Genomic DNA, 24,895 nt, shown 5'->3' on the forward strand with positions numbered 1-24,895 from the left:
ATCGAACCCTCCGCTGAACGCACCGTGGACAATGCGCACTTTCAAGCGCTATGGGAGCTGTTTGGAATGCGTTGGTTGAAGCGAACGGACAGTGATGATGTGTGTAGTGACGCCGCTGGTGGGTCTGACCCTCGAACGGACTGACGGCTTGCCTGTCCTGGAACGGATCTGTCGGCCTTACCGGGCGTTGCTACGCACGCGGCCGGACGGGCGTTTGTGACCTTATAGGAGCTTGGCTAGAAGCCCCGTCACTGTCTTGTCCTCCCGCCCGACCGGCGCGTGCCGCCCCAGGTAACGGACGCAAGGACGGACAGGACCAGCATGACGCAAGAAAGCCCGCGGATCATCGGCGGAGTCGATTCCCATGGCCAGACCCATCACGGCGCGGTGATCGACCAGGTGGGCCGGCACCTGGCCGACAAGGAGTTCCCCACCACCACCGATGGCTACCGGCGGCTACTGGAATGGATGCGGTCGCATGGTGAGCTCGTCGCGATCGGGGTCGAGGGAACCGGTGCCTACGGCGCCGAACTCGCCCGGGTACTCACCGCCTCTGGCATCAGCGTCATCGAGGTGGATCGCCCCGACCGTAAAACCCGTCGCCTGAGAGGAAAATCAGACTCGATCGATGCCTACGCCGCAGCCACCGCGGTGCTGGCCGAACGCGCCACCGGCATCCCGAAAAGCCGTGACGGTGTGGTCGAGGCCATCCGCGCCCTGCGCGTGGCCCGCACCAGCGCGGTCAAAGCCCGCACCCAGGCGATCAACCAGATCCGTTCACTGCTGGTCTCCGCACCGGCGGTGCTACGCGAGCAGATCACCGGCCTGAACACCGCCGCACTGATCACCACCCTGGCCCGGCTACGACCCGGCCAGGACCTGGCCCACCCGCCGACGGCCACCCGCGCCGCCCTGCGCCTACTGGCACGGCGCTACCAGGCCCTCGACACCGAGATCGCCGAACTCGACAACGCCATCGCCCCGCTGACCCAACAGGCCTGCCCGGACCTGCTGGAACTCCGCGGCGTCGGCACCCAGACCGCCGGTACCCTCCTGGCCGCCGCCGGCGACAACCCTGAACGCATGCGCTCCGAAGCCGCATTCGCCCACCTCACCGGAGCCGCCCCCATCCCCGCCTCCTCCGGCCGCACCGACCGCCACCGCCTCGACCGCGGCGGCAACCGCTCCGCCAACAATGCCCTCTACACCATCGTCCTGGTCCGCATGCGCCACGACGAACGAACCCGCGCCTACGTCGAACGCCGCACCCAGGAAGGACTCACGAAAAAAGACATCATCCGCTGCCTCAAACGCTACGTCGCCCGCGAGATCTACCACGCACTCACCACCACCCCCACAACACAACAAACCCCTCCAAAAACCCCCACAACCGCCGCTTGACATCTATAGGAGCATCCGTTCATGCCACCTACCGACGCGAACAGGCCGTTCGCTTCACACCGGTTGGCGGTGTGGAACCGGACCGCTCCCGCTGGGGCCGCCAGCGGAACCTCCAGGCAGAAGGAAATCCCAAACAGCCCCTGCAGCGCCCAGAAGTACTCACGGGACCTGATCAGCCGGCGGTCACAGCGCCGATCCGGCGCAGGTCGGCAGAGTTCGGGTCGATCCGCGCCGACCCGAGTGCGAAGCCCGCCGACGACGCGTTGTCCGCGATCGTGTCCACCAGGCCGATCCGCCAGTCCGCGATCCGGCTGTCGATCAGCTCGATCGCCGGCACCAGCGCCTCGGTTCCGGCCAGCACGTCCGACTCGGCGCACTCCGCGGGCAGGTCCGCGCCGAGCAGGAACCCGACCTCGACCTCACGCGGGGCACGCAGTACCGGCGCGGGTCGACGGGTTCGCCCTCGGGCAGCCGCATGCTCGCCACCAGGTGGCCGTAGTCGGGTTCGGAAACGCCCATCATCTGCTGCATGACCACAGAGGTCAGGCCGAACTTGTGGCCCACGACCGGCTCGTCGCGGCGACACACGCTCAGCAGCTGGATCTCGTAGGCGTCGACCGCGTCGAGCTGCGGAGTCGTCTCGACCAGCGGCGGGATGAGCACGCGGTCGCGTTCGGCGCCCCAGAGGCGCTGCGCCACCTCGACGCGCACGTCGGCTGCCAGCATTCGTAAGACCTTTCGCCGAATTGAGTCCGGCGCGGCGGCCGGAGAACACACAGTCGGCCAGCGACAGCCCGCTGATGTGGGAGTTCGAGTACACGCCGACCGCGGAGCGACCGGCCGCGAACAGGCCGGGAACCGTGCCGCCGTGTTCGTCGCGGACCTGTCCGGTGTCCTCGTCGACGAGCAGTCCGCCGAGGGTCAGCATCGGGCGCGGGTAGGCCAGGCTCGGCCGGAGCGAGACGTCCAGCAACGCGAACGGCGGCTGGTCCAGGACCTGGACGAACTCCTCGGGTTTGCCCACCCGGTCTGGTTCCCGTTGCGCACGGCCTCGTTTTGACAGTCCACTGTGTCCTTCAAGCTGGCGGCGCCGACACCGGCCTTGCGCGCCACCCCATCGAGCGTGTCGCCGGTCGCCGCACTGGAGAGCAGGTATTGCGCCTGCAACCGCTGGAACCACACCGTCTGGCCGCCCAACTGTCGCTTGGCTCGCTGTCGCAACCGCTGGTGATCAGCAGCCAGCCCCGGCCGCCGTGCTGCTCGACGAGGGCCTGCCCGTGCGCGGCGCCGTAGCGGGATTCGTCGCCGATGCGTTGGCCGTGCCGATCGACGAGCACGCCGCCGATCATCGCGCTGGCGGGCTGATGAACCGCCACGCCGAAACCCGGCTCATCTTGCCCAACGGCCGCCGGCGCTCTGCCCGAACCGGATGCCGCTGCCGTCGTCGCCTCGCGTTCCCAACGCCAGCCCGCCCCGGTACGCGGGCGCGAACCGCCGCATCATCTCCCTACGGGCCGCCATACATGATCGACCGGCGGTACAACGAGTACAAGGGCTACACGATCGAGACCATCCTGATCAACTGCCACGACCCGTCACCGCCGACTCGTTCGTGCCGCAGTGGGGCGTGCTGGTCAACAAGCTGCCCGGGCTCTCCGACGAGCACGCCGACAAGCTCGCAGCCAAGAACACCGGGGTCGGATTTCTGCAGGACGTCGAGATCTGGCGGAACAAGACGCGGATCGACAACCCGCTGCTGTGCGAGGAAGACGGCCCGGTCTACCAGCTGCGCCGCTGGTACGAGCAGTTCTACGTGGACGTCGAGGACGTCCACGAGGACATGGTGGCGCGGTTCGGGTTCAAAGTGGACACCAGTCGCGCGAACGAGGTTTGGGAGCGGGAAGTCGCGGATAATCTCGCACGGAAGAAGGCGGAGCGCTGATGTCCTGGGCCAAAGCACCGGATCTCGCCGACCAGCCGCGGACGCTGGCCAGGGTGCGCGAAGCACGGCCGCCGACCGGGACGACTACCTGCGCTCGGGGCTGTGCCCGATCCGGTGCGGGCGTTGCGGAGCCGGGGTGCTGGTGAAGAAGAACAGCCCCCAGCACACCAGCATCCAGTGGCCGCCGAAGGCACCCGCCAGTGCGCGACGTTCGCCGCCCGGGAGGTGGACGAGGTCACCGAAGGATACGCCGACCTGCGGGAATGCATCGACGCCGCGGTCCGCGAGGTCGGCTCACCACGTCCCCGAACGGTGCCAACAGAGATCAGATCCGCAATTTCCATTGAAATCGAAGGTTCGATTTCAATGGAAATTGCGGACCAGGCCTCAGGAGCCAGTGACGCGACCTCGACGTCCCGCGCGGGCAAACGCACGTCGAGCGCTTCATCTCCCTGACGCGTAACCCCTTCGAGAAGCTCCGCCCCAAATCGCGCCTCCCGCGGTTGCGGCCGAGGAGGGCGAAAAGGTCTCCAAGCCCGACGAAACAGCCGGAGGCACCGCTGCGGTCGAGGCCGAACTCGACGGCCAGCGGCACCGATTCACCTGGCCTCGTCAGAAGCGCCTGTTGGATTTGCTGCTGGAAAACGGGGTGGACGCGCCGTTCTCCTGCCGCGAAGCGCGTGCAGCGCCTGCGCCCGCCGGATCGAACGCGGCGAGGTCAAGATGCTCCAGAACTCGGTACTGGAACAGGAAGACCTCGACGAGGGCATCGTCCTGGCCTGCCAATCCCTCCCGATCACCGACGAAGTCCACATCACCTACGAATGACCCGACCGGGCGCAGGGTGAAAAGACGTCCGGCTCAGGGCGCCGGCGGGATGTTGTGGTTGAGGCGGAAGAGGTTCTTCGGGTCGTGGGTCGCCTTCAGGGCCGCGAGGCGGTCGTAGTCGGCGGGCTCGTAGGCCTCGCGGACTTCGGCGGTGTTGGCGCTGCCGCCCGCGAGGAAGTTGAGGTTGCGACCGCCGGTCGACCACGGGGACATCTCGCGCATGACGCGGCTCAGCAGCTCGCGGGCCGCGTCGACCGTGGCGTCGTCGACCTTCGAGTTGACGCCGAAGACGTACGGCGCGTCCCGGTGTCCAACGCAGTTGTCGACCGGCCGGGACAGCGCTCCGCCGAGGTGGCGGACCTCCACCACGCACCTTTGCGGAGGGTCCGGGCCGACCAGGTCGAGCAGAGTCTTGATCGCCGAGTCTTCGAAGTCGCGCAGCATCGCGTTGTCCGTGACGTACGGCATCGGGTGGACGGGTCATTGCAGATCGAACCCACCTCCCGGTACGGCATCTCGCGCACCGAGTCGATCAGCCTCGGCCCGACCGCACGCAGCGGCTCGACCAGCTCCTCCCCCGCCGCCGGGTCGCCGGCATAAGCGATGCGCACGTGCACCACGTGGCGACCGCGCAGCGGCTCCGGCAGAGCCGGGATGTCCGGGAAAGGCACCAGGGCGACCGATGACGTCATCTCGTCGGGCACGTCGCGGGTCCACTCTTGCCAGGCCCGCAGCAAGTCCCCGATCAGGTGCGCGTCGAAGTACAGCGCCCCGCCGTAAAGGTGCGACACCGGCATCAGGTCGACCTCCATGCCGGTCACCACCCCGAAGTTGCCGCCCGCCCCGCGCAGCGCCCAGAACAGCTCGGGGTCGGATTCGGCGGTGACGCGGCGCAACTGCCCATCGGCGGTGACGACCTCGATGCTCCGCACGTGGTCGGCGGTGTAGCCGTAGCTCCGCGAGAGGTGCCCGAGGCCGCCGCCGAGGGTGTAGGACACGGCTCCGACGTGCGGCGCACCACCGGACAGCGGCGCCAACCCGAACTCCGCCGCGGCCTCGACAACCTGACCCCACCGCACGCCCGCGGCGAACCACGCGGTGCGCCGCTCGCCGTCGATCCGAACGTCCGACATGCGTCCGGTCGTGATCAGCACTTCCCCCTCGACCTCAGCCGCGACACCGTGACCGGTGCTCAGCACCGCGACCGGGAGGTCGCGCGCCGCCGCGAACCCGATCGCGGCTTTCACGTCGTCCGCGTCGACCGCGGCCACCACGACCTTCGGTCGGCGTTGGCCGAAGGTCTGGAACCCGGAGCGTTCGGTGTCGTAGTCGGCATCGCCCGGCAGGAACACCGGTCCTTGCACGAGGTCGGTCAGTGTGGCGAATTCGTTCGGAGCCATGCCGAACACGCTAACCCGCCTTGAGGACAGATCTTGGCCTCAAGGCGTGGGATTCTGGAGAACATGACGACGACGCTCCCCGCTCGGTTGCTCCGCTTGTTGTCGCTGTTGCAGGGTCGGCGGGAGTGGTCCGGGGCCGAACTCGCGGACCGGCTGGAGGTAACCGGCCGCACCGTGCGCCGCGACATCGACCGCCTCCGCGAACTCGGCTATCCCGTCGAAAGCACCACCGGCACCGCGGGCGGCTACCGGCTGACCTCGGGCAAGAACCTGCCGCCGCTGCTGCTCGACGACGACGAGGCGGTCGCGGTGGCGGCCGGGCTGCTCACCGCAGCGAGCGGGAGCGTGACCGGCATCGAGGAGAGCTCGATCCGCGCGCTGGCCAAGCTGGAGCAGGTGCTCCCGGCCCGGCTGCGCGACCGGGTGAGCGCCGTCGCGGGCGCAACGGTGCCCGTGCTGGTGCGCGAGGGACCGCAGGTCGACGCCGGGACGCTGGCGGTCGTCGCGGCGGCTTGCCGGGACCACGAAGTTCTGTCGTTCAACTACGAAAAGCGGTGCGGCGCAACGGAATCCCGCCGCGTCGAACCGCACAGCCTGGTCGCGGTGCGCGGCCTGTGGTACCTGATCGCCTTCGACCCCGAACGCGACGACTGGCGCACCTTCCGCGTCGACCGCCTGGACCAGCCGCTGGCCACGGGTCGCCGCTTCGACCCGCGACCGCTACCGGCCGAAAGCCCCGCCGACTACCTGCGCCGCTCGATCATCGACGCGCCCTACCAATACGCCGCTCGGGTCACGGTGCAGGCCTCCGCGGCAACCGTGCGTGAGCACCTGCACCCGTTGCTGCCGAGCAGGGTCACCGCGATCGACGACGGCAGCTGCACCGTCCAGCTCGGCGAGGACACGCTGCCCGCGATCACCCGCCGCATCCTCGAACTCGCGGTCCTGGACGCCGACTTCAGCATCGACGCCCCGGACGACCTGCGCGATCACCTGCGATCCCGACTCCGGGGATTGCTCGACGCCCTGCAGGAATAAACCCAATGCCGGTCGTTTAAGTGATCTTGGCTGGTCGAGGTCGGTGTCCGGTTTTGCTGGGTGCGGTGATGACGACCGCTGAGCGGGATGGCCTGCTGTCCTGGCGCCGCTGGCGGTGGCGTCGCCTGAATCTGCGGATACCCGGTCTTGCCCTCACCACGGCCCGAACCCGGGCGACCGAACTCCCGATCGTTGTCCTCGGTATCGGGCACGGTGAATGTGGTTCCCGTCCACCGCCGTCAATAACCAGTCCTGATACCACGCGCCGCGCGTGTCCGGTCGCGCGCGGGGCGTCATCACCGCGCGCACCGCCGTTTCCATCGAACCCGATCCCAACCGACGGCGAGCGGCCCCGATCGACCCGGTCGTGGGCACCCGATAACCCTGCCCGCCCTGCCCGAACACCGGCTTGAGGATCTTCATTGCCGACCGGTAGGACTCGTGCGGAAACAGGCGCAAGACCAGCGTGAAGTAGAAAATCAGCCGGGCGGGCAGTGCGCGGGTCCGCTGTTCCCTACGCCAATATTGATCAATAACTCGATCGACCAATTCCCACAGGGAACGTTCGGGTCAGCACGCCGATGGCGGCCTGATCGGCCACGCTGACACCCGCGCCCGCACCTGCCTCAAGATCCACAAGTGCGCAGGCTACCGGCCACGCGACAACCTAAACGACCGGCATTGGGGTTAAACCGGGGTCGAGCGCGTCCGGGAGAACCGCAGCACCACGGCCCGTGACCACTGCGCGTGCCCGAATTTCCCCCGGGAAACCGACCGATTGCACCTTTTCTTCGACGCGATCTCGGCCGACGTGAACTCCTAGAGTGCGAGGAGCGGGAGCGAACCATGAGCGTCGGCGTGTTCCGGGCCAAGTCAGCGCAATTCGGCGGCCAGGTCGCACTCCGACTCAGACCCCCGCAAGTCACCAGGATGGATGAATGCCCGCAAGGCGGCTGCCACGCCCCGGTGCCGAGGCAGGGCGGTGGCGGCCGGATCTGCATCAAGTGCGGCGCGTCCTGCTGACACCGCATCGTGCGAAATCACCCAGACGCGCTGGCTCGCCTCACCAACCCGGATTCCAGCGAGGCGAGGGCACGGTCCGCAGCGACGGCGGGGTGGCGATCCCTGGTGGTCGGCCAGGGTGATCGGCCGCTGGTAGAGCCAGGCGTTGGGATTGGTCGCGGCGTGCTTGGGGTCGGCCACTGCGACGCGGCCGAAGTCTTCGCGCGCCGTAGGTGTGCAGGTAGCGGCGGGCGAACATCGCGACCTGCGCGCCGGGGGTGGCCACCCCGACCGGGTAGGACCAGCAGTTGTCCAGCCCCGCCGAGGTCGGCGTGCCTGCTGCTGCCGCCGTCTACACCTGCCCGAACCGGCTCCCGGACCGCTCGTTGCACGCCCGGTAGCAGACCACGACCTCGGCCGTGCCGGTGGCGACCGTCATGGCGGCCTACCGCACGGTCGCGCAGGCCGCGCCACCGCCGTAGTGGATGCGGCTGAAGAAGCTCAGCTCCGGGATGCCAAGTTCCCGGGCGACAGCGGTTTCGGTGTTGTTGTCAATGTTGAAGGTCACCAAACCAGCCACATCGGACGGTTCCAGCCCGGCGTCCGCGAGGGCGGCCCGAACGGCCTCGGCAGCCAGTTGCAGTTCGCTGCGCCCGGAATCCTTGGAGAACTCCGTCGCACCGATCCCGACGATCGCCGCGCTGCCCGAGATCGTGCTCACCGCGCCATCTCCGGCACTGTCACCCGAACCGTGCCGCTGACGTGCGTGCCGAGGCTGTTGCGGCCCAGCACCTCAACGACCAGCACGTCGCCGTCGCGTTCCAGCCCCTGCCCGTGCAGGTTCAGCACGGCCATCGGGCGTGCTCGCGGAGACCAGGATCCCGGCGCGCGAGGTCGGCGTTCAGCACACCGGTCTTCGTGCCCGAGACACGCGACTGGCCGTCTGCCGCGGTGCGCGGAGTGCCCGGCAGCGGTGACGACGGCGGTTCGCTCAGCGCCGCCGTCAGGAACTCGCCGGCCAGCAGTTCGTCTTGCTGGCCGGGGGCGCCGTGCCGCGCGGCGGGCAGGACACCGGAGGTGAGCGGGCTCAGAGCTAGGACGTTCACCCGCGGCGCGGCCGATCTCGGCGAGGACTACCGCCATCTCCAGCGCGCCGAGCCCGGCACCGCCCAGCCGCTCCGGCACCGCGAGAGACGGCAGCCCCGCATCGGCCAGCGCCTTCCAAGTCGCCTCATCGAAACCAGTTCCATCGCTGTCCTGACCACGGCTGGTTTCGCGTCGCAGCACCTCGGCGGCCAGTTCTTGCACCGACTGCTGTGTTTTTCCCCGAAGGCAAACTCCATCCGACCAGCATCACCATCATCCAGTATTGAAACCTGTTCTAGTAATACCGGCGGGTGCGCCGCGACGCAAGCAGCCGGATGCCGATGACAACGATGATGGCGACGCTCCGGCCGGCGAACGACAACGGGTTCTACCGGAACTGCGCAGTTCAGAAGATAGTATTCCGGCGGCACCGAACCGGACCAGACGGAGGACGCACGTGACGCAGGGATCAGCCACCGACCGCGAGCAGCACCCCCCGATCCCAGCGGATCTGCGCGAACTCGCCGAGCAGGCCACTGGGTTCATGCCGCCCGAGGAAGGACAGGCGCTCTACGAGGCCGCGCTGGAGCACCTCGGCACCGGCCTGGCGGTCGAGATCGGCACCTACTGCGGCAAATCCGCTATCTACCTCGGCGCAGCGGCCCGAAGCACCGGCGGCCGGATCGTCACCGTCGACCACCACCGGGGCTCCGAAGAGCACCAGCCCGGCTGGGAGTACCACGACCCGAACCTGGTCGACCCGGCCGTCGGGAAGCTGGACACGCTGGGCGAATTCCGGCGGACGATCGCGCGGGCCAGACTGGAGGACGAGGTGACCGCGATCGTCGGCCGCTCCGGCGCGGTCGCGGAGTTCTGGCGAACCCCGCTGTCGCTGCTGTTCATCGACGGCGGCCACACCGACGCGGCGGCCAACACCGACTACGAAGGCTGGGCGCACTGGGTGGCGCCGGGCGGTGTCCTGGTGATCCACGACGTCTTCCCGGACCCCGACGACGGAGGCCAGGCGCCGTACCGCATCTACTGCCGAGCCCTGGAAACGGGAGCGTTTCGCGAAACCCGAGTCGTCGGCTCCCTCCGAGTCCTGGAACGCACCAACGGAACCCCGGGCTCCATCCCCTGAGATCCCGCGATTTCATTTCACGTTTTCCAGCCTCTTCTTGCGTTGCGGTGCGGGTGGCGGAACCTCAGCGGCGGTGCAGGCTGCGAGAGTGGGCCAAGGCGGCGACGCCGCTTGCGGCAGCCCCGCACCACGGTCTTCAGGCATCGCGGCTGCGGATCGGCCAGGATGAAAAAGGCTCAATGAAATTGAAGACCGATTTCCATTGAAATTGAACTCCTTCGGCGTGTCGGACCACGACACGCCGAAGGCCATGGACGACCACCGCAATTTCAATGGAAATCAGAGGTCTGATTTCCATTGAAATTGCGGACGGACGGGGTCGGTACGCGATCGGTCAGGCGCCGGGGACGTACTCGAGTTCGCAGCAGGGGACGTTCTCGACTGGCAGGCCCGTCGGGAGCTTCTCACCTCGGAAGATGCCATTGCCCGGTGTCGCGCGGGACAGCGCATCCGCAGCTAGGACCACCGCGGCGCCGGTCCAGGTGGAGCGCTCCTCCGGCCAGCGCTTGCCGTCGGCGTACACCAGGCCCGTCCAGTACGAGCCGTCCGGGTCGCGCAGGTGCTGCATCGCCGCGAGCAGCTCGCGGGCGCGGTCATGCTCGTCCAGCGCATCGAGGCTCAGCACCAGTTCGCAGGTTTCCGCGCCGGTGACCCACGGGTGGTCGTCGACGCAGCGCACCCCCAGCCCGTCGACCACGAAGTCCGACCAGCGGGCGAACAGCCGCTGTCGCGCAGCCTCGCCGCGAAGTGCACCGCCGAGGATCGGGTAGTACCAGTCCATCGAGTACCGGTGCTTCGGCGTGAACGCCTCGGGGTGGCGGCGCAATGCGTGCCCGAGCCGGCCCAGCGCCACCTCCCAGCCCGGCTGCGGCTGGTCCAGGTAGTCGGCCAGCGCGAGCGCGCAGCGCAGGCTGTGGTGGATGCTGGAGCATCCCGACAGCAGCGCCTCGCCGGTCGGGATGCCGGACTCGCCCACCGCCCAGTCGATCTCACCCCGCTCTCGCTGCGCGGTAAGCACGAAGTCGATCGCGGCACGCACCACCGGCCACATCCGCTCCGCGAACGCGTCGTCGCCGCTGATCAGCAGGTAGTGCCACACGCCGACGGCGGGGTACGCGCAGAAGTTGGTGTCCGCGCCGGCGTCCTCGATCCGCCCGTCGCGCACCTGCAAGGGCCAGGACCCGTCCGCGCGCTGTGTTCCGCGCAGCCACTCGTAGGCGCACTCGGCCTCGGGGAGCAGACCTGCCGCGGCCATCGCCATGGCCGACTCGACGTGGTCCCACGGGTCCACGTGCCCGCCCGGGAACCACGGCACCGCACCCGATGCCAACTGCGTCGCCGCGATGGCCTTGCCGGTCTGGACGGCCGCCTCGGCGGACAGCACGCCCGGGACCTCAGGCCCCGGCACGGGCCGCTCCCGGCTTGCCCAGGTAGACCGCGATGCTCTTGCCCATCACCGGGTCCAGCAGGCGCTCGGCGGTGCGGGTGATCCAGGGCCCCTTCATCAGGTCCCACACCAGCATCTGGTGGTAGGCCTTGGGCAGCGGGTGGTCGTCGTTGTCGGTGCCCACCGCGCACTTGAGCCACCAGTACGGCGAGTGCAGGGCGTGCGCGTAGTGGTGGAAGGCCGGGCGCAGGCCCGCGTCGCGGAGCTTGCCGATCAGCTCGTCGGCGGTGTAGATCCGCACGTGGCCGCCCTCGACCTGGTGGTACTCGTCCGACAGCGCCCAGCAGATCTTCTCCGGCCACCAGCGCGGCACCGTCACCACGACCCGGCCGCCGGGCTTGACGACGCGCACCATCTCGCGCATCGCCTTCTCGTCCTCGGGAATGTGCTCCATGATCTCCGAGGCGATGACGCAGTCGAAGTGCTCGTCCGGGAACGGCAGCGCGAGCGCGTCACCGGAAACGGTCTGCGCGGCGGAGCCGTCGGGCACCTGGTTCTCGGCCTTCATCGCGGCGAACATCGCCGCCACGTTCTCCAGCTCCACGACGTCCTGGTCGAAGGCGATCACGTCCGCCCCGCGCCGATAGAGTTCGAAGGCGTGCCGCCCCGCGCCGCAGCCCAGGTCCAGCACCCGCTGGCCCGGTCGCACGCCGAGCTTGTCGAAGTCCACCGTCAGCAAGTTGCTCCTTCCCCTGCGCGCGCCCTCCGCGCGATCGCCTCGGCGTAGCAGTCGACCGTCGCCGCTGCCACCGATTTCCAGCTGTACTTCGCCAAAACCCGCGCCCGGCCCGCCGCGCCGAGCCGCTGCCGCCGATCGGCCGAGTCGAGCAGTCCGGCCAGCGCCGCCGCCAGCGCTTCGGCATCGCCCGGCGGAACCAGGTCGGCGCATTCGCCGTCCGGCCCGGCCACCTCCGGGATCGCTCCGGCCTGGCTGGCCACCAGCGGCGTCGCGCAGGCCATCGCCTCGACGGTCGGCAGCGAGAACCCCTCGTACAGCGACGGAACGCAGGCCACCTCGGCGGAGCCGAGCAGCTCGGCCAGCGCTGCATCGCTGAGGCCGTTGACGGTGCGCACCACGCCGCCGATGGCCAGTTCCTCGATGCGCTGCTCGGTCGGGCCGCCGGGGGTCGGCTTCGCGACCAGCACCAGCTCCACGGTGCGTTCGGTGCGCAGCTTCGCGACCGCCTCCAGCAGCGTGCCGATGCCCTTCATCGGGGTGTCCGCGCTGGCCATCGCCACAATGCGGCCCGGCACACGGGGCGCGGTCGGCGGCTTGAACACCTCAGCGTCCACGCCCAGCGGCACCACCCGCAGCTGCTGCGCGCCGACGCCGAAATCGCGGCGGATGTCGAGGGCCGACGACTCCGAAACGGTCAAAAGCTGCGGGATGCGGCGGGCCACCCGGCCCTGCATCCGGGTGAAGCCGTACCAGCGGCGCACGCCTAATCGCCGCCAGCCGGTGGCGCCGGCCAAGTCCACCCGGCGGTCGTGCGTGATGGGGTGGTGCACCGTCGCCACCAGTGGAATCCCGGCGCGCTGCAGGGACAGCAGCCCGTAGCCGAGGCACTGGTTGTCGTGCACCACGTCGAACTCGTGGGACCGGGCGCGGAGCAGCTTCGCCGCGCGCAGGCTGAAGGTCAGCGGCTCCGGGAACCCGGCGGTCCACATGGTGCCGACCTCCAGCAGGTCGACGGCGTCACGCAGTTCCCGCCAGCCCGGGGTGCGGAACGGGTCCGCCTCGTCGTAGAGGTCGAGGCTGTCCACCGCGGTCAGGTCGACCCCGGGATCCAGCTCCGGGTACGGCTTGCCGGAGAACACCTCGACGTGGTGCCCCAGTTCGGCCAGCCCCCGGCTGAGGTGGCGGACGTAGACGCCTTGCCCGCCGCAGTGCGGCTTGCTCCGGTACGACAGCAACGCGATCCGCACAGCTCACCTCACACAGCCCGCGCCCGGCGGGCTGGGTAGACTGGAACATGTTTCGATCGAACCATGTCGATCACCTTAACCCGCCAGGGTGGTGCGGCAACGAGCCGCGTGGCGACCAACACGCGGTTTTCGACCAACAAGTCTTCGAGGGGACCGACGCTGCATGGCAAGCACCTCGCGGAATTTGCTGCAAGCGCTCCGGGACGACGAGACCGGTTCCACGGCCCAGCACGAACGCCGCAAGCGGATCATCGACGCCACAATCGCACTGGCCACCAAGGGCGGCTACGACGCGGTCCAGATGCGCACCGTGGCGGAGAAGGCCGACGTGGCGCTGGGGACGCTGTACCGGTATTTCCCGTCCAAGATCCACCTGCTGGTAACCGGCCTGGCCCGGGAGTTCGAGCGGGCCCAGGACAAGATGGACCGCGCCAAGAACCCCGGCGAAACGCCTTACGAGCGGGTCATGTTCGTGCTCAACCGCACCACCCGGACGCTGCAGCGCAACCCGCAGCTGACCGAGGCGATGACCCGCGCGTTCATGTTCGCCGACACCTCTGCGGCCGCCGAGGTGGACACCGTCGCGGCGCTGGTGGAGCGGTTCTTCACCAACGCCATGACCCAGGACGAGCCCACCGACGAGGAGAAGGCGATCGCGCGCGTGATCGGCGACGTGTGGCTGTCCAACCTGGTCGCCTGGGTGACCCGCCGGGCGTCGGCCGCCGACCTCTCCAACCGCTTGGAGCTCACCGTCCGCCTCCTGCTGGCGTGAGCCGGCGGTCGTGAATCTTTTGGGTTGCTGCTCCAGAAGAATCACGACACCGGCGTACGGCCGCCGCAGGCTCAGCCCTCGCGCGGAACCGCGTACTCCACTACTCCGTCCGGCGCGGATGACGTCAGGATTCCACGGGTGACAAGGACATCCAGGTGCGCGTTGGTCTCGCCGACCGCGAGGACCTGGTTGGACGGGTCGAGGTCGAGCAGCTTGCGGTTGCGGTGGGTCCAGCCGAGCTTCCAAAACTGTATCTGCTGGGCCTGTTTCGGATGTGGTGGCGCCGTGAATTGGTAAGGCGGGCTACTGCCTGGCTCGGCTACCGCGGCTGCCGTCCGTGACCAACCGCGCCGCGTCGGCCATAGTGAGCATCGGGATGCCCGAGCGCGCGAGCTTCTCTTTGCTGGTGTTCTCGGCGCGTCCCCTCGAATTCGCCGTACGGTTCTTCAGCATCTTCAAGCGAGGAACCCCGGTCCTTCAGGGCCGGGAGGAATCGCGGAACACGACCGGCACTTTTTCAAACGATCTACGTGGTAGCGTGTGTCGTATGAACATTGTCGTGCAGGTGAAGCTTGAGCCGGATGCCAGGCAGGTATCCGTGCTGGAGTCGACCCTGTACGCACTCAACGAGCAAGCGAACAAGGTCTCCGAGGTCGCTTTCGACCGCGACGTGAAGCGCAACTACGACCTGCGCAAACTGACCTACAACGACCTCCGCGAAGCCGGGATCGGATCCCAGGCCGCGCAGCACATCATCAAGAAGGTGTGCAACGCCTACGTAACCTTGAAGGCGAACATCAAGGCCGGGAACCTCGGCACACAAGGATCCCAGCGCCGCGTCAAAGCGGAGTCGAAGCCCATCTCCTTCCGCCTGGACAGCGCGCACCCCTACGACGCGCGGAATCTGTCCTTCGCGCTGGAGAAAAAGACCATCTCCCTGTGGACCCTTGAAGGGCGGATGAAAAACATCCCCTTCACCGGCTCCGAACACGACCTTGCGAAGCTCGCCCGGTTCAAGCGGGGCGACTGTGACCTGATGCGCCGTGACGGCATGTGGTTGCTTGCCGTCACTGTGGACATCCCCGACACCGAACGGTACGAGCCGACCGGGTTCATCGGTGTGGATCTCGGCATCGTCAACGTTGCCACCGCCAGCAGCGGCTACACAGCCGCGGGGCGTGGCCTCAACCGGCACCGCAAACGCCAGATCGCCCTGCGCGCCAAGCTTCAAGCCAAGCAGACCAAGGCCGCCAAGCGGCGACTCAAAGCCCGTGCCCGCAAGGAAGCGCGGCACGTCAAGAACATCAACCACTGCATCTCGAAGACGATCGTGACCGAGGCCAAGCGCACCGGACGCGGTATTTCCCTGGAAGAACTCAAGGGAATCCGCGACCGGGTACGGCTCCGTAAGCCTGAGCGGGTCACGCTGCACTCCTGGTCGTTCGACCAGCTTGGGCAGTTCATCGTCTACAAGGCCACCATGGCCGGGGTGCCGGTGGTCTACGTCGATCCCGCGTACACATCACAAATGTGCGCCGAGTGCGGGTACACGGACAAGAACAACCGCGTGTCGCACGGGTCTTTCACTTGCCGGTCGTGCGGCCACGCTCAGCACGCCGACCGCAACGCTTCCCGCAACATCGCCCAGCGGGGCAATGCTGTGTGGAACGCGGGGCGTGAGTCACGCGTCCCGGTCGGCGCATAGCCGATCAAGATGCGGCAGCCTCAGCTAGCCGCAAGCCCGGCCCTTCAGGGCCGAGAAGTTGACGGTTTGCGGCCCACTGCTCCTGCGATGCAGTGCTGCACCGGGTGGAGCGGCTTGAGCCGCGGGCCGGTCGGCCACCAGTCCGCGCAGAGCACTAGGCCTGGGTCGACGAGTTCTAAGCCCTGGAACATCGACTCGATCTCGACGCGGGTGCGGAACACTCCTGTGCCCATCGGGCTGTGCAGGAACGCCTGCTCCATCCGCCGGGCGAGTTCGCAGTACTCCTCGACCCCCGGGTCGAGGAAGTGGCTGATGGCCACATAGGACCCGGATGGCAGCGCCTCGATGTACTCCCGCATGATGTCGGCGGGTGGTCGCTCGCCGTCGTAGTGGTGCAGCGTGCCCAGCTGGAACAACGCGATCGGCTCGGAGAAGTCCAAGTGTTGACCGACCACCTCGTCCTGGAGGATCCGCGCCGGTTCGAAGATGTCCGCCGGGCTGAAGTGGGTCTTCGAGTTCTCCTCCAGCAGCGCGCGGCCGTGGGCGAGGACGACTGGGTCGTTGTCCACGTAGACCACCCGCGACTCGGGCTTGATCCGCTGCACCACCTGGTGGGTGTTCTCCGCGGTGGGCAGGCCGGATCCGCAGTCCAGGTACTGGGTGACACTGGTTTCCGCGGCGATGAACCGGCTGACCCTGATCAGGAACTGGCGGTTGTCCCACGCCAGCTGGGCAGCCTCGGGGGTGACCTCCTGAACGCGCCGGAAGACCTCCCGGTCAACCTCGTAGTTGTCCTTCCCACCGAGGAACGCGTCGTAGACGCGGGCGATGCTCGCCTTGTTCGTATCGATGTGGATGGGGATTTCGTCGTCGGACGCGGTGAGGTCGGCGGCCATGTGTTCCTCGCTACGGCGTGGGGTCGGATGCTCGGGGAATTGCATAGGGTACGAGCTTCGTTGCTCTGAGTAAACGTCTGGCGTGCTATCAATGTGAGAGCCGCAAGTCGATCTTGATCCGAACGGGTGGACCTGTCGGTGCGGCTGTTTCCGTGGTCGTGGTGCGAGAATCGGACGGCGGTAGATCGGGAGGTGCGACGATGGCTCGGGACGAAGATCCGGGATCCGCGGGCGGCGACGCGGCAGGGCCGGACGGCAGTCCGACGGCCCGGCGCATCATCCTCGGCGCGCAGCTGCGCCGGCTCCGGGAGGCCGCGGAGATCCCGCCCGCCGAGGCGGCCTACGCCATCCGCGGCTCAGAGTCCAAGATCAGCCGGATGGAGCTCGGCAAGGTCGGCTTCAAGGAACGCGACGTCGCGGACCTGCTCACGATGTACGGCGTGACGGACGCGGTCGAGCGGGCCCGCTTCCTCCAGCTGGTCTCGCAATCCAAGCAGCCCGGCTGGTGGAACCGGTACGCGGACACGATGCCGCACTGGTTCCAGGACTACATCGGACTCGAAGGCGTGGCAGCCCGGATCCAGACCTACGAGCTGCAGTTCGTGCCGGGCCTCCTGCAGACCACGGACTACGCGTTGGCCATCGCCAGTTCGGGGCACCCGAAGCTGGCCGACGACGAGACCCGGCACCGGGTCTCGCTGCGCATTAAGCGGCAGAAGCTGCTCGCGCGGCCGGGCGCGCCCAGGCTGTGGGCGGTCATCGACGAATCCGTGCTGCACCGGCCGATCGGCGGCGCCGCCGTGCTCCGCGCACAGATCGACCACCTGCTGGAGATGTCCAAGCTGCCGAACATCGCGCTGCAGGTGGTGCCGTTCGCACTCAGCGGGTACGCGGCGGAGGGTTCGTTCACCATACTCCGCTTCGCCGAACCCGAATTGCCGGACGTGGTGTACCTGGAGCACCTGAGCGGGGCGCTGTACCTGGACAAGCTGGAAGAGATCGAGCGATACGGCCGTACGCTCGATCGGCTGATGGTGGACGCCCGGACTCCCGAGCAGACCCGCCAGTTGCTGGTCAACTTCTCGGCCCTGAAGGGCCGGGCTTGCGGCTAGCTGAGGCTGCCGCATCTTGATCGGCTATGCGCCGACCGGGACGCGTGACTCACGCCCCGCGTTCCACACAGCATTGCCCCGCTGGGCGATGTTGCGGGAAGCGTTGCGGTCGGCGTGCTGAGCGTGGCCGCACGACCGGCAAGTGAAAGACCCGTGCGACACGCGGTTGTTCTTGTCCGTGTACCCGCACTCGGCGCACATTTGTGATGTGTACGCGGGATCGACGTAGACCACCGGCACCCCGGCCATGGTGGCCTTGTAGACGATGAACTGCCCAAGCTGGTCGAACGACCAGGAGTGCAGCGTGACCCGCTCAGGCTTACGGAGCCGTACCCGGTCGCGGATTCCCTTGAGTTCTTCCAGGGAAATACCGCGTCCGGTGCGCTTGGCCTCGGTCACGATCGTCTTCGAGATGCAGTGGTTGATGTTCTTGACGTGCCGCGCTTCCTTGCGGGCACGGGCTTTGAGTCGCCGCTTGGCGGCCTTGGTCTGCTTGGCTTGAAGCTTGGCGCGCAGGGCGATCTGGCGTTTGCGGTGCCGGTTGAGGCCACGCCCCGCGGCTGTGTAGCCGCTGCTGGCGGTGGCAACGTTGACGATGCCGAGATCCACACCGATGAACCCGGTCGGCTCGTACCGTTCGGTGTCGGGGATGTCCACAGTGACGGCAAGCAACCACATGCCGTCACGGCGCATCAGGTCACAGTCGCCCCGCTTGAACCGGGCGAGCTTCGCAAGGTCGTGTTCGGAGCCGGTGAAGGGGATGTTTTTCATCCGCCCTTCAAGGGTCCACAGGGAGATGGTCTTTTTCTCCAGCGCGAAGGACAGATTCCGCGCGTCGTAGGGGTGCGCGCTGTCCAGGCGGAAGGAGATGGGCTTCGACTCCGCTTTGACGCGGCGCTGGGATCCTTGTGTGCCGAGGTTCCCGGCCTTGATGTTCGCCTTCAAGGTTACGTAGGCGTTGCACACCTTCTTGATGATGTGCTGCGCGGCCTGGGATCCGATCCCGGCTTCGCGGAGGTCGTTGTAGGTCAGTTTGCGCAGGTCGTAGTTGCGCTTCACGTCGCGGTCGAAAGCGACCTCGGAGACCTTGTTCGCTTGCTCGTTGAGTGCGTACAGGGTCGACTCCAGCACGGATACCTGCCTGGCATCCGGCTCAAGCTTCACCTGCACGACAATGTTCATACGACACACGCTACCACGTAGATCGTTTGAAAAAGTGCCGGTCGTGTTCCGCGATTCCTCCCGGCCCTGAAGGACCGGGGTTCCTCGCTTGAAGATGCTGAATCTAGATCATTCGGGCTACTCACAGTGATCGCGCATGTGCGCAGCGCTGTGGTACCTTCCTCCGCAATGGCGTATGCAATTGCATGTGCAGTCGACCGAGGGAGATCTGATGAGTGGCCAGTTAGAGGTCCCGGTCGCCGCGCTGGGGGCCGTGACCTGGCGAAAGTCGCGCCACAGCGGAAAATGGGGCAACTGCGTCGAGATCGCGCCCCTGGCCGACGGAACCATCGCGCTGCGCCAATCGCGCCAATCGCGGGGAACCGCGCTGATCTATACCCGAGCCGAATTGGCCGCGTTCCTGCGCGGAGTCAAGGACGGTGAGTTCGATGACCTCGTCAGCTGAGGGCCACGACGACTCCTGCGCCCGCCTGCACGCACTGGTGGACCGGGGATTCCGGTTGATGCCGCCGGTACGGGACTCCGACGGCGAGCTGATGGCGTTGATCTACGTGCGACCGCACGGCGCCATCGTCGACGTGGTCGAGCTCCGCGGCGAGGACGACGTGCGCGCCGCGCGGGTCTCCCGCGACCACCACCTCCGGGACGACGACGCGTACTGGCGCACGGCCGGCTCGGCGTGCGACGTCCTGGACCAGGTCCTCGCCCTCCCTGAACAACTCATCACGGTCCAAGCCTGACGCTGCCGTCAGCCGCCCAACTTGGCCAGGAGTTGCGTTGCCTGGTGGGCGAAGGACGGGTCTTCGGTGCGCGCCGCCCGATCGAGGAGTTCGCGCGCCTGCTGGACTTCGCCGCGCCGGTAGCGGATCTCGCCGACCCGGAAGGCCGCCTCGGCGACGAGTTCCGCGTCCTCGGTGTTCGCCAGCGTGTACTCGTAGTGCTGGATCGCCTCGGCGTATTCCTCGCGCCAGTAGTGCATTTCCGCGAGGTGAGCGGCGGCGAACGCGGCCTTCGGGTGTCCGAGGTCGATCAGCGCCAGGAACCACGGCTTCGCGTCGTCGAGGTTGCGGCGGCGCTTGGCGATCACCCCGAGGTTCATCGCGGCCTTCGCGGACAGCTCCGGGTCGTCGGAGTCCCACGCCCGCAAGCTCCACTCGCGGGCTTCCGAGTCGTTCTCGGCGTGGTAGGCCATCGACGCCAGCTCCAGCAGCGCCTCCCCCGCGTACGGGTCTTCCGGGGCGGATTCGATCAGCCGCAGATAGGTCTGCCGGGCCTGGTCGAGATCGCCGTCCTGGCGCAGGGATTGCGCCAGCGTGTAGGTGGCCATCGGCGAGAACCGGTCGTCGTCGCTGCCCGCGGCTTCGCGGAACGCCTCGATCGCCCCGGCGGTGTCGCCCTCGTCGCGGCGCTTGAGCCCGAGCATCGCCTTCATCGCGGGGGTCAGGACGCCGTCCGGAGCGTGCATGAGTTCCTCGGCGGCGGCCGGGTCGTCGTCCTTCAACAGCTCGACCAGGCGGTATTTCGCGACCTCTGCGCGGTATTCGTCGCCGGTGGCCAGCACCAGCTCGTAGGCCTGCCGCGCACCGGCCGGCTCGCCGCGCTTGTGCAGCACCTCGCCCAGCGCCAGCACCGCTTCCGGCGCGGGCTCCGGGGCACCGATCTCCACCGCGCACCGCAGGTAGATCAGCGCGGCGTCGTTGTCCTCGGCCTCGATGAACTCGGTGGCGGTCTCGTAGGCCCACTCCGCGACGTGGGCTTCCGGGACCACTTCGGCCAGTCTGCGCAGGGTGTTCGCGGCGCCGAGGTGGTCGCCGGCGGCGCGCTGCCCGTCGAGCACGACCCGCACGTTGTTCAGCGCGTCTTCGCCCAGGTCGTCGTCCGAGGCGTAGGACGCGGTCTTGACGAAAGCCGCGACCGCACCGGCCAAATCGTCCTCTTCGTACCGGATCAGGCCGAGCCCGAACTCGCCGCGCGCCGCGATGCCGGGCACGTCGCACCGCCTGACCCGTTCGAACTCGATCCGCGCCGCGTCCCGATCGCCCTGCGCCAGCAGCTGTTCGCCGAGCCGTCCGCGCGCGGCGTCGGAATGCCCTGGCACCCCGAGTTCCGCGGCCTGGCCGAACCAGTGGATGGCCTCGGCCGGGTCGTCGGCGCGTTCCCCGAGCAGTCCCATCCCGTGGATCGCCGCGCTCGGATCGGTCGATTTCGTCAACCGGCGCAGCAGTTCCAGCGCCTCGTCGGCGGTCTCGCCGATCTGCACGATGCGGTGGTGCAGTGCGGCGCCGAACTGCTCAGGCGATTCGGCTGATTCCTCGGCCCGGTCCCAGATCACCTGCGCCTCCACCACGTCGCCGGCGACGTGGTGGAGCTGCCCGAGCAGCAGTCCCGCGTCCACGGCAGAGACGCCGGAACCTGCGGAGATGGCGTGCCGGCAAGCGGATTTCGCGCCCTCCCGGTCGTTGAGCCGGGACAGCAGTTGGGCCAGCAGCACGCCTGCCAACGCGTTGGTCTCCGGCTCGTCCGCGGAACTCGCGCGGCGGTACCAGGCCAGCGCCAGCGCGTTCTCCCGCTGCCGCTCGGCGAGTTCGCCGAGCGCGATCTGGGCCTTCGGGACCAGCGCCGGATGCCCGTGGTCGGCGACCATCCGGAAGAATTCCCGGGCCTCCGAGGCATCGTCCTCCATCGCCCGGCCGAAGGCGAGCCCGAGCTCGGAGCAGACCTGCAGGTCATCTCCGGAAGCCCCGCCCAGGATCGGTGCCGCAGCCGCCGGTCCGGTCCACGCCGCGCACCAGAAGTCGGTGACGCGAGCCGAGCCGTAGTGCTCGCCGATCGCCGCCCGAGCGCCTTCGGTGTCGCCTTCCCTCATCAACCGGAATCCCCGTTGCTCGGCGGTTTCGGCGCCCATCTGCTGGTACACGTACGGCGTGACGTCCGGTTCGTCGAACTCCAGCGCTCGCTCGTAGGCCGCTCTCGCCGCTGCCTCGTCCCCGGTGTCGCGCAGCATGTTGCCCAGTTCCAACGCGGCGGTGGCCTGCACCCCGGGCACACCTGAGGCGATCACGCGTTCGAAGGCGCGCCGCGCGGCCTCGGTTTCGCCTTGCTTGGCAAGCAGAATCGCAATGTTGGCGGTGGCGTGGGTGCCCTGGATCCGACCCCCGACCGACTCCGCGCGGCGGAACGCTTCGACGGCAGCGCCGACGTCACCCAGCTCCGCGCGGAGGTTGCCCAGCTTGAGGGCGGCGTCGGCGGCGTTGCCGGTTTCTCCCCCGGCCACCTCGGCCAGCAGTGCCTCGGCCCGGTCCAGCTCGCCCTTGCCCTGCAACAGATCCGCGAGGCTGCGCTTCGCCACCGCCGCTTCGTCAGCGTCGCTGCTCAGCGCCGCGTGCTCCCACGCTTCCGCAGCTGCGTCGGTGTCGCCGCTTTCGTTGCGCAGTGCCCCGAGGAAGAGCCAGCCCGGTTGCACGTGCTCCGGATGCCCGGCCTCTACGACCAGCTGCAACGCCCACTCGGTGAACTCGACCGCGCCCCGGCTCTGGTACCGGTGCGCCAGGTTGAGGCAGAGCTGCGTGGCCGTGTAGTGCGGTTTTTCGTCCTCTGCCAGCGCGAGGAAACCGGCCCGCGCCGCCTCCAGTTCCCGCCTGATGGCGTGCATGCCGAAGGCCGCGACTAGCGCGGCGGCGGAGGTGGAGTCGGCGGCCTGGGTGAACAGCGCCAGCGCCGCCTCCAGGTCGTCGGCCTCGACGAGTTCCTCGCCGAGCAGGAACGCCGCGCGCGGCCCGAACTCGGGGTGGCCGCTCGCGGCGGTCCGGCGGTAGAGGTCCAGCAGCTCGTCGTGCCGGCCCCAGGTGCGGTACATCAGAGCGAGCTTGCCGAACACGTCGCCGAGCACGGTGCGGTGCCCGGTCGCCGCCGCGGACTCCCACGCCGCGATGGCGCCTTCGGAATCTCCCTGGTCCAGCAGCAGGTCGCCGAGTTGGGCCGCCGCCCAGGGCCGCAGCGCGGGGTGCCCCTCGCCGGTGACCCTCTGGAGCAGCCGCAGCCCGTCCTCGTGCCGCTGCTCCCGGACCAGCCAACCGGCCAGCAGGTGCCCCGCCTTCGTCCAGACCAGCCGGTTCGGCGATTCGACCAGCCCGGTCAGCATTTCCACCGCGGTCGGCACGTCGGTGGTCATCAGGTGCTCGGCCTTGACCACCGACCCCAGGTCGCGGACCTCCGGCGAAGCGCCGGCGATGAGCTCGTCGAGCATGGTCTCGTCGTTGTTCTCCAATCGGAACAGCGCTTGCAGCACAGGCCGCGCGGCGGGCTCGTCGAGCAACGCGTGGCGGAACGCGCCGTCCTGCGCCAGCGAACCCTCGTCGGACATCGCGGCCCACCGCAGCGCCTGCCGGGCCCGGTCGAGGTCGCCGGCGGTCGCCTCCACCAGGCCGAGCGAGTTGCCCGCCATCACGGACCAGATTCGCACGTCCATCTCGATGACCTGCTGGTACGCGGCCCGTGCGGTGTCGATGTCGCCGGCCGCGGCCGCCTCGCGGGCGCGCTGCGCGAGTTGCACCGCGTCGTCGCTGGCCGGGTCCTGCTGCGCGTCGCCGACGTCCATCATGGACAGTGCCAGCTCGGCTTGGTGCGCGACGTGCGGATCTTCGGCGTCGGCGGCCTTCCGGAACGCCTCGGCGGCGGCCACTTGGTCGCCGTGCTCGTAAAGCAGCACGCCCATGTTGTAGGCGGCCAGCGGCGCTTTCTCGGCGTGCCTGGAATCGGCCACCTTGCCGAAGGTCTCGACGGCTCCGGCGATGTCGCCCTCATCGCGCTGCAACTCGGCCAGCACGCCGAGCGCCTCGATCGAGTAGCGCGGGTGGCGGGTGTTGATCACCCGCTGGTAGGTGTCCCGGGCCTGGTCCGCCCGGCCGAGTTCGCGCAGCTGCATCCCCAGGTGGATCAGCGCATGCAGCCGGACCTCCGGGCGCGGATCGTCGACGGCGCGGTGGAACGCGTCGGCCGCGCCGACCGGGTCGTCGAGGCCTTCCAGCACGCCGCCGAGCAGCACGTAACCCCAGCCGAGGTGTTCGGGGTGGCGGTAGGCGATGATCCGCTCGGCCATCTGCCGCGTCTTCGCGGAATCGTCGACGTGCAGCGTGTAGAGCTTCGCCGCGCCCAGCGATCCGTAGTTCGGGTGGCCGCTGTCCAGCAGCCGCAGCAGGATCGGCTCCGCGTCGTGGTCCCTACCCTGGTCCAGCAGCAGGCACGCCTGCTCGTAGGCGACCTGGAGGTATTCCTCGGCGGACCGCTCGCCCGGGCCGGGCAGGTCCAGGTCCCTGGCGAGCTCGGCCACGGCGGGGTCGTTGCAGTTCAGGGCCCGGTCGCGGGCCTCGCGCGCACCCGCTGCGTCGCCGAGCATGTGCAGCACCTGCGCCAGCAACGCGTCGGCGCGCCCGGCCGTGTCCGGGTCGGCGCCATCGGCGGCGAAGCGCAGCACCGCCTGGGCGGCGGTCAGGTCGTCGGCGTCGAACAGCAGCGGGCCCAGCGAGATCGCGGCCAGCTGGGCGTAGATCGGGTGCCCGGAGTCGATCGCCCGCTGGTACATCGCACGGGCCCCGGCGGCGTCGTCGCGCTCGTCCAGCAGCGCGCCGAGCAGACAGGTCGCGTGCACGGCGCTGTCGAAGTCGCCGTCGGCGAGCACGGTGCGCAACTCCCGCTCGGCGGCGGCATGATCACCATTGATCCACAGCTGCCGGGCCTGGGTGACCCGCTGTTCCCAGAGTGACATGCCGCGCCTCCGATCAGGTGATCATCGATCGCGGCGAGGATATCGGTCCGCCACTCACAGTCCGGTGAATCCCCTGTATCGGAGGCACGACGAAGATCACCCGTCCCGGCGGCAACCCGCGGAGCGGGTCGCAAGTCCTACTTGACTGGACCCCGGCCCGGGAGTCCGAAGTGGACGTTCCGTCCGGCGCACAGAAATGGGAGCGGGTCGCCCGCGATGTGCGGACGACCCGCTCCCGTCGAAATTCCGGCAC

At 68.5% G+C, this 24,895-nt stretch carries 25 protein-coding genes and 3 pseudogenes; 12 read left to right on the top strand and 16 right to left on the bottom strand.

All coding sequences use genetic code 11. The features are described 5' to 3' along the window. Positions 1-321: 321 nt before the first annotated feature. Positions 322-1,401, top strand: a complete 1,080-nt coding sequence (locus DL519_RS19280; RefSeq protein WP_190813148.1) for an IS110 family RNA-guided transposase — start codon at positions 322-324, stop codon at positions 1,399-1,401. A 172-nt stretch (positions 1,402-1,573) separates the two neighbouring features. On the opposite strand, the gene DL519_RS19285 is transcribed toward DL519_RS19280, so the two are convergent. Together DL519_RS19285 and DL519_RS19290 are read right to left on the bottom strand one after the other, a co-directional pair. Next, complete coding sequence (locus tag DL519_RS19285) at positions 1,574-1,738, bottom strand: hypothetical protein (RefSeq protein ID WP_190816833.1); 165 nt, start codon at positions 1,736-1,738, stop codon at positions 1,574-1,576. After that, positions 1,720-2,127 carry a hypothetical protein gene (locus DL519_RS19290; protein ID WP_190816835.1) on the bottom strand — a complete coding sequence of 136 codons (408 nt, stop codon included), beginning with the start codon at positions 2,125-2,127 and terminating at the stop codon, positions 1,720-1,722. Before DL519_RS19290 ends, DL519_RS19285 begins: the two co-directional genes overlap by 19 nt. 142 nt (positions 2,128-2,269) lie before the next feature. Here DL519_RS19290 and DL519_RS19295 point away from each other — a divergent pair, with 142 nt between their 5' ends. The 4 genes and pseudogenes from DL519_RS19295 (at position 2,270) to DL519_RS46845 (ending at position 4,171) form a co-directional block, all read left to right on the top strand. Beyond that, a complete protein-coding gene (locus DL519_RS19295) occupies positions 2,270-2,461 on the top strand; it encodes a hypothetical protein (protein ID WP_190816837.1) in 192 nt (63 codons plus the stop codon). 439 nt (positions 2,462-2,900) lie between these two features. Then, positions 2,901-3,343, top strand: a pseudogene (locus DL519_RS19300) (3-ketosteroid-9-alpha-hydroxylase); the annotation flags it as partial. A gap of 177 nt (positions 3,344-3,520) precedes the next feature. Then, the gene (locus DL519_RS19305) at positions 3,521-3,799 is read left to right on the top strand and encodes a hypothetical protein (protein ID WP_190816839.1); all 279 of its coding nucleotides are present in this window, start codon (positions 3,521-3,523) and stop codon (positions 3,797-3,799) included. 267 nt (positions 3,800-4,066) lie between these two features. Continuing rightward, on the top strand, positions 4,067-4,171 hold the full coding sequence (locus DL519_RS46845) for a hypothetical protein (RefSeq protein ID WP_223839273.1): 105 nt from the start codon (positions 4,067-4,069) through the stop codon (positions 4,169-4,171). A gap of 33 nt (positions 4,172-4,204) precedes the next feature. Here DL519_RS46845 and DL519_RS49450 read toward each other — a convergent pair whose 3' ends face one another. Together DL519_RS49450 and DL519_RS19315 are read right to left on the bottom strand one after the other, a co-directional pair. After that, the gene (locus DL519_RS49450) at positions 4,205-4,393 is read right to left on the bottom strand and encodes a BBE domain-containing protein (RefSeq protein ID WP_317891378.1); all 189 of its coding nucleotides are present in this window, start codon (positions 4,391-4,393) and stop codon (positions 4,205-4,207) included. An 8-nt stretch (positions 4,394-4,401) separates the two neighbouring features. Further along, positions 4,402-5,571 carry an FAD-binding oxidoreductase gene (locus DL519_RS19315; protein WP_317891379.1) on the bottom strand — a complete coding sequence of 390 codons (1,170 nt, stop codon included), beginning with the start codon at positions 5,569-5,571 and terminating at the stop codon, positions 4,402-4,404. A 63-nt stretch (positions 5,572-5,634) separates the two neighbouring features. Here DL519_RS19315 and DL519_RS19320 point away from each other — a divergent pair, with 63 nt between their 5' ends. Next, positions 5,635-6,609: a helix-turn-helix transcriptional regulator gene (locus DL519_RS19320; RefSeq protein WP_190816840.1), complete on the top strand. Its 975-nt coding sequence runs from the start codon at positions 5,635-5,637 to the stop codon at positions 6,607-6,609. Positions 6,610-6,762: 153 nt separating this feature from the next. Here the strand turns inward: DL519_RS19320 and DL519_RS50195 are convergent, their stop codons facing one another. The 5 genes and pseudogenes from DL519_RS50195 to DL519_RS46855 form a co-directional block, all read right to left on the bottom strand. Beyond that, the gene (locus DL519_RS50195) at positions 6,763-7,158 is read right to left on the bottom strand and encodes a transposase domain-containing protein (RefSeq protein WP_190816842.1); all 396 of its coding nucleotides are present in this window, start codon (positions 7,156-7,158) and stop codon (positions 6,763-6,765) included. A 570-nt stretch (positions 7,159-7,728) separates the two neighbouring features. Next, a pseudogene (locus DL519_RS19330) lies at positions 7,729-8,332 on the bottom strand (thiolase family protein); the annotation flags it as partial. Further along, on the bottom strand, positions 8,329-8,466 hold the full coding sequence (locus DL519_RS19335) for a hypothetical protein (RefSeq protein ID WP_190816844.1): 138 nt from the start codon (positions 8,464-8,466) through the stop codon (positions 8,329-8,331). The gene DL519_RS19335 and the pseudogene DL519_RS19330, both read right to left, overlap by 4 nt. Further along, positions 8,454-8,717, bottom strand: coding sequence for a hypothetical protein (locus DL519_RS46850; protein ID WP_223840476.1), 264 nt, complete (start codon positions 8,715-8,717; stop codon positions 8,454-8,456). The genes DL519_RS19335 and DL519_RS46850 overlap by 13 nt, the downstream gene beginning before the upstream one ends. Positions 8,718-8,775: 58 nt before the next feature. Beyond that, a pseudogene (locus DL519_RS46855) lies at positions 8,776-8,919 on the bottom strand (hypothetical protein); the annotation flags it as partial. Positions 8,920-9,154: 235 nt separating this feature from the next. Between DL519_RS46855 and DL519_RS19345 the strand changes: the two are divergent. Then, positions 9,155-9,838 (top strand): class I SAM-dependent methyltransferase, encoded by a 684-nt coding sequence (locus DL519_RS19345; RefSeq protein ID WP_223839274.1) that lies wholly within the window; start codon positions 9,155-9,157, stop codon positions 9,836-9,838. A gap of 334 nt (positions 9,839-10,172) precedes the next feature. Here the strand turns inward: DL519_RS19345 and DL519_RS19350 are convergent, their stop codons facing one another. The 3 genes from DL519_RS19350 to DL519_RS19360 are packed head-to-tail and all read right to left on the bottom strand — an operon-like array spanning position 10,173 to position 13,211. Beyond that, entirely contained in the window at positions 10,173-11,246 is a 1,074-nt protein-coding gene (locus DL519_RS19350) for a prenyltransferase (RefSeq protein WP_190816846.1), read from the bottom strand. Continuing rightward, positions 11,233-11,955 carry a class I SAM-dependent methyltransferase gene (locus DL519_RS19355; protein ID WP_223840321.1) on the bottom strand — a complete coding sequence of 241 codons (723 nt, stop codon included), beginning with the start codon at positions 11,953-11,955 and terminating at the stop codon, positions 11,233-11,235. Before DL519_RS19355 ends, DL519_RS19350 begins: the two co-directional genes overlap by 14 nt. A 2-nt stretch (positions 11,956-11,957) precedes the next feature. Beyond that, entirely contained in the window at positions 11,958-13,211 is a 1,254-nt protein-coding gene (locus tag DL519_RS19360; RefSeq protein WP_190816850.1) for a glycosyltransferase family 4 protein, read from the bottom strand. Between the two features lie 163 nt (positions 13,212-13,374). On the opposite strand from DL519_RS19360, the gene kstR reads away from it, so the two are divergent. Next, positions 13,375-13,983: a cholesterol catabolism transcriptional regulator KstR gene (gene kstR / locus DL519_RS19365; protein ID WP_190816852.1), complete on the top strand. Its 609-nt coding sequence runs from the start codon at positions 13,375-13,377 to the stop codon at positions 13,981-13,983. 303 nt (positions 13,984-14,286) lie between these two features. Here the strand turns inward: kstR and DL519_RS19370 are convergent, their stop codons facing one another. Next, positions 14,287-14,442, bottom strand: a complete 156-nt coding sequence (locus DL519_RS19370) for a hypothetical protein (RefSeq protein ID WP_190816854.1) — start codon at positions 14,440-14,442, stop codon at positions 14,287-14,289. Between the two features lie 88 nt (positions 14,443-14,530). Between DL519_RS19370 and DL519_RS19375 the strand changes: the two genes are divergently transcribed. Then, positions 14,531-15,688, top strand: a complete 1,158-nt coding sequence (locus DL519_RS19375) for an RNA-guided endonuclease InsQ/TnpB family protein (protein WP_190816856.1) — start codon at positions 14,531-14,533, stop codon at positions 15,686-15,688. 44 nt (positions 15,689-15,732) lie between these two features. On the opposite strand, the gene DL519_RS19380 is transcribed toward DL519_RS19375, so the two are convergent. Continuing rightward, on the bottom strand, positions 15,733-16,584 hold the full coding sequence (locus tag DL519_RS19380; RefSeq protein WP_190816858.1) for an SAM-dependent methyltransferase: 852 nt from the start codon (positions 16,582-16,584) through the stop codon (positions 15,733-15,735). 200 nt (positions 16,585-16,784) lie between these two features. Between DL519_RS19380 and DL519_RS19385 the strand changes: the two genes are divergently transcribed. Further along, positions 16,785-17,696, top strand: coding sequence for a helix-turn-helix domain-containing protein (locus DL519_RS19385; RefSeq protein ID WP_190816860.1), 912 nt, complete (start codon positions 16,785-16,787; stop codon positions 17,694-17,696). A gap of 24 nt (positions 17,697-17,720) precedes the next feature. On the opposite strand, the gene DL519_RS19390 is transcribed toward DL519_RS19385, so the two are convergent. Further along, positions 17,721-18,878, bottom strand: coding sequence for an RNA-guided endonuclease InsQ/TnpB family protein (locus DL519_RS19390; RefSeq protein WP_190816856.1), 1,158 nt, complete (start codon positions 18,876-18,878; stop codon positions 17,721-17,723). Between the two features lie 211 nt (positions 18,879-19,089). Between DL519_RS19390 and DL519_RS19395 the strand changes: the two genes are divergently transcribed. Further along, positions 19,090-19,323, top strand: coding sequence for a DUF397 domain-containing protein (locus DL519_RS19395; protein WP_168587545.1), 234 nt, complete (start codon positions 19,090-19,092; stop codon positions 19,321-19,323). Then, positions 19,307-19,618 (top strand): hypothetical protein, encoded by a 312-nt coding sequence (locus DL519_RS19400; protein WP_190816862.1) that lies wholly within the window; start codon positions 19,307-19,309, stop codon positions 19,616-19,618. The genes DL519_RS19395 and DL519_RS19400 overlap by 17 nt, the downstream gene beginning before the upstream one ends. An 8-nt stretch (positions 19,619-19,626) precedes the next feature. Here DL519_RS19400 and DL519_RS19405 read toward each other — a convergent pair whose 3' ends face one another. Further along, positions 19,627-24,642, bottom strand: coding sequence for a tetratricopeptide repeat protein (locus DL519_RS19405; protein ID WP_190816864.1), 5,016 nt, complete (start codon positions 24,640-24,642; stop codon positions 19,627-19,629). Positions 24,643-24,895 lie beyond the last annotated feature (253 nt).

Source organism: Saccharopolyspora pogona (assembly GCF_014697215.1).
Lineage (GTDB): Bacteria > Actinomycetota > Actinomycetes > Mycobacteriales > Pseudonocardiaceae > Saccharopolyspora > Saccharopolyspora hattusasensis.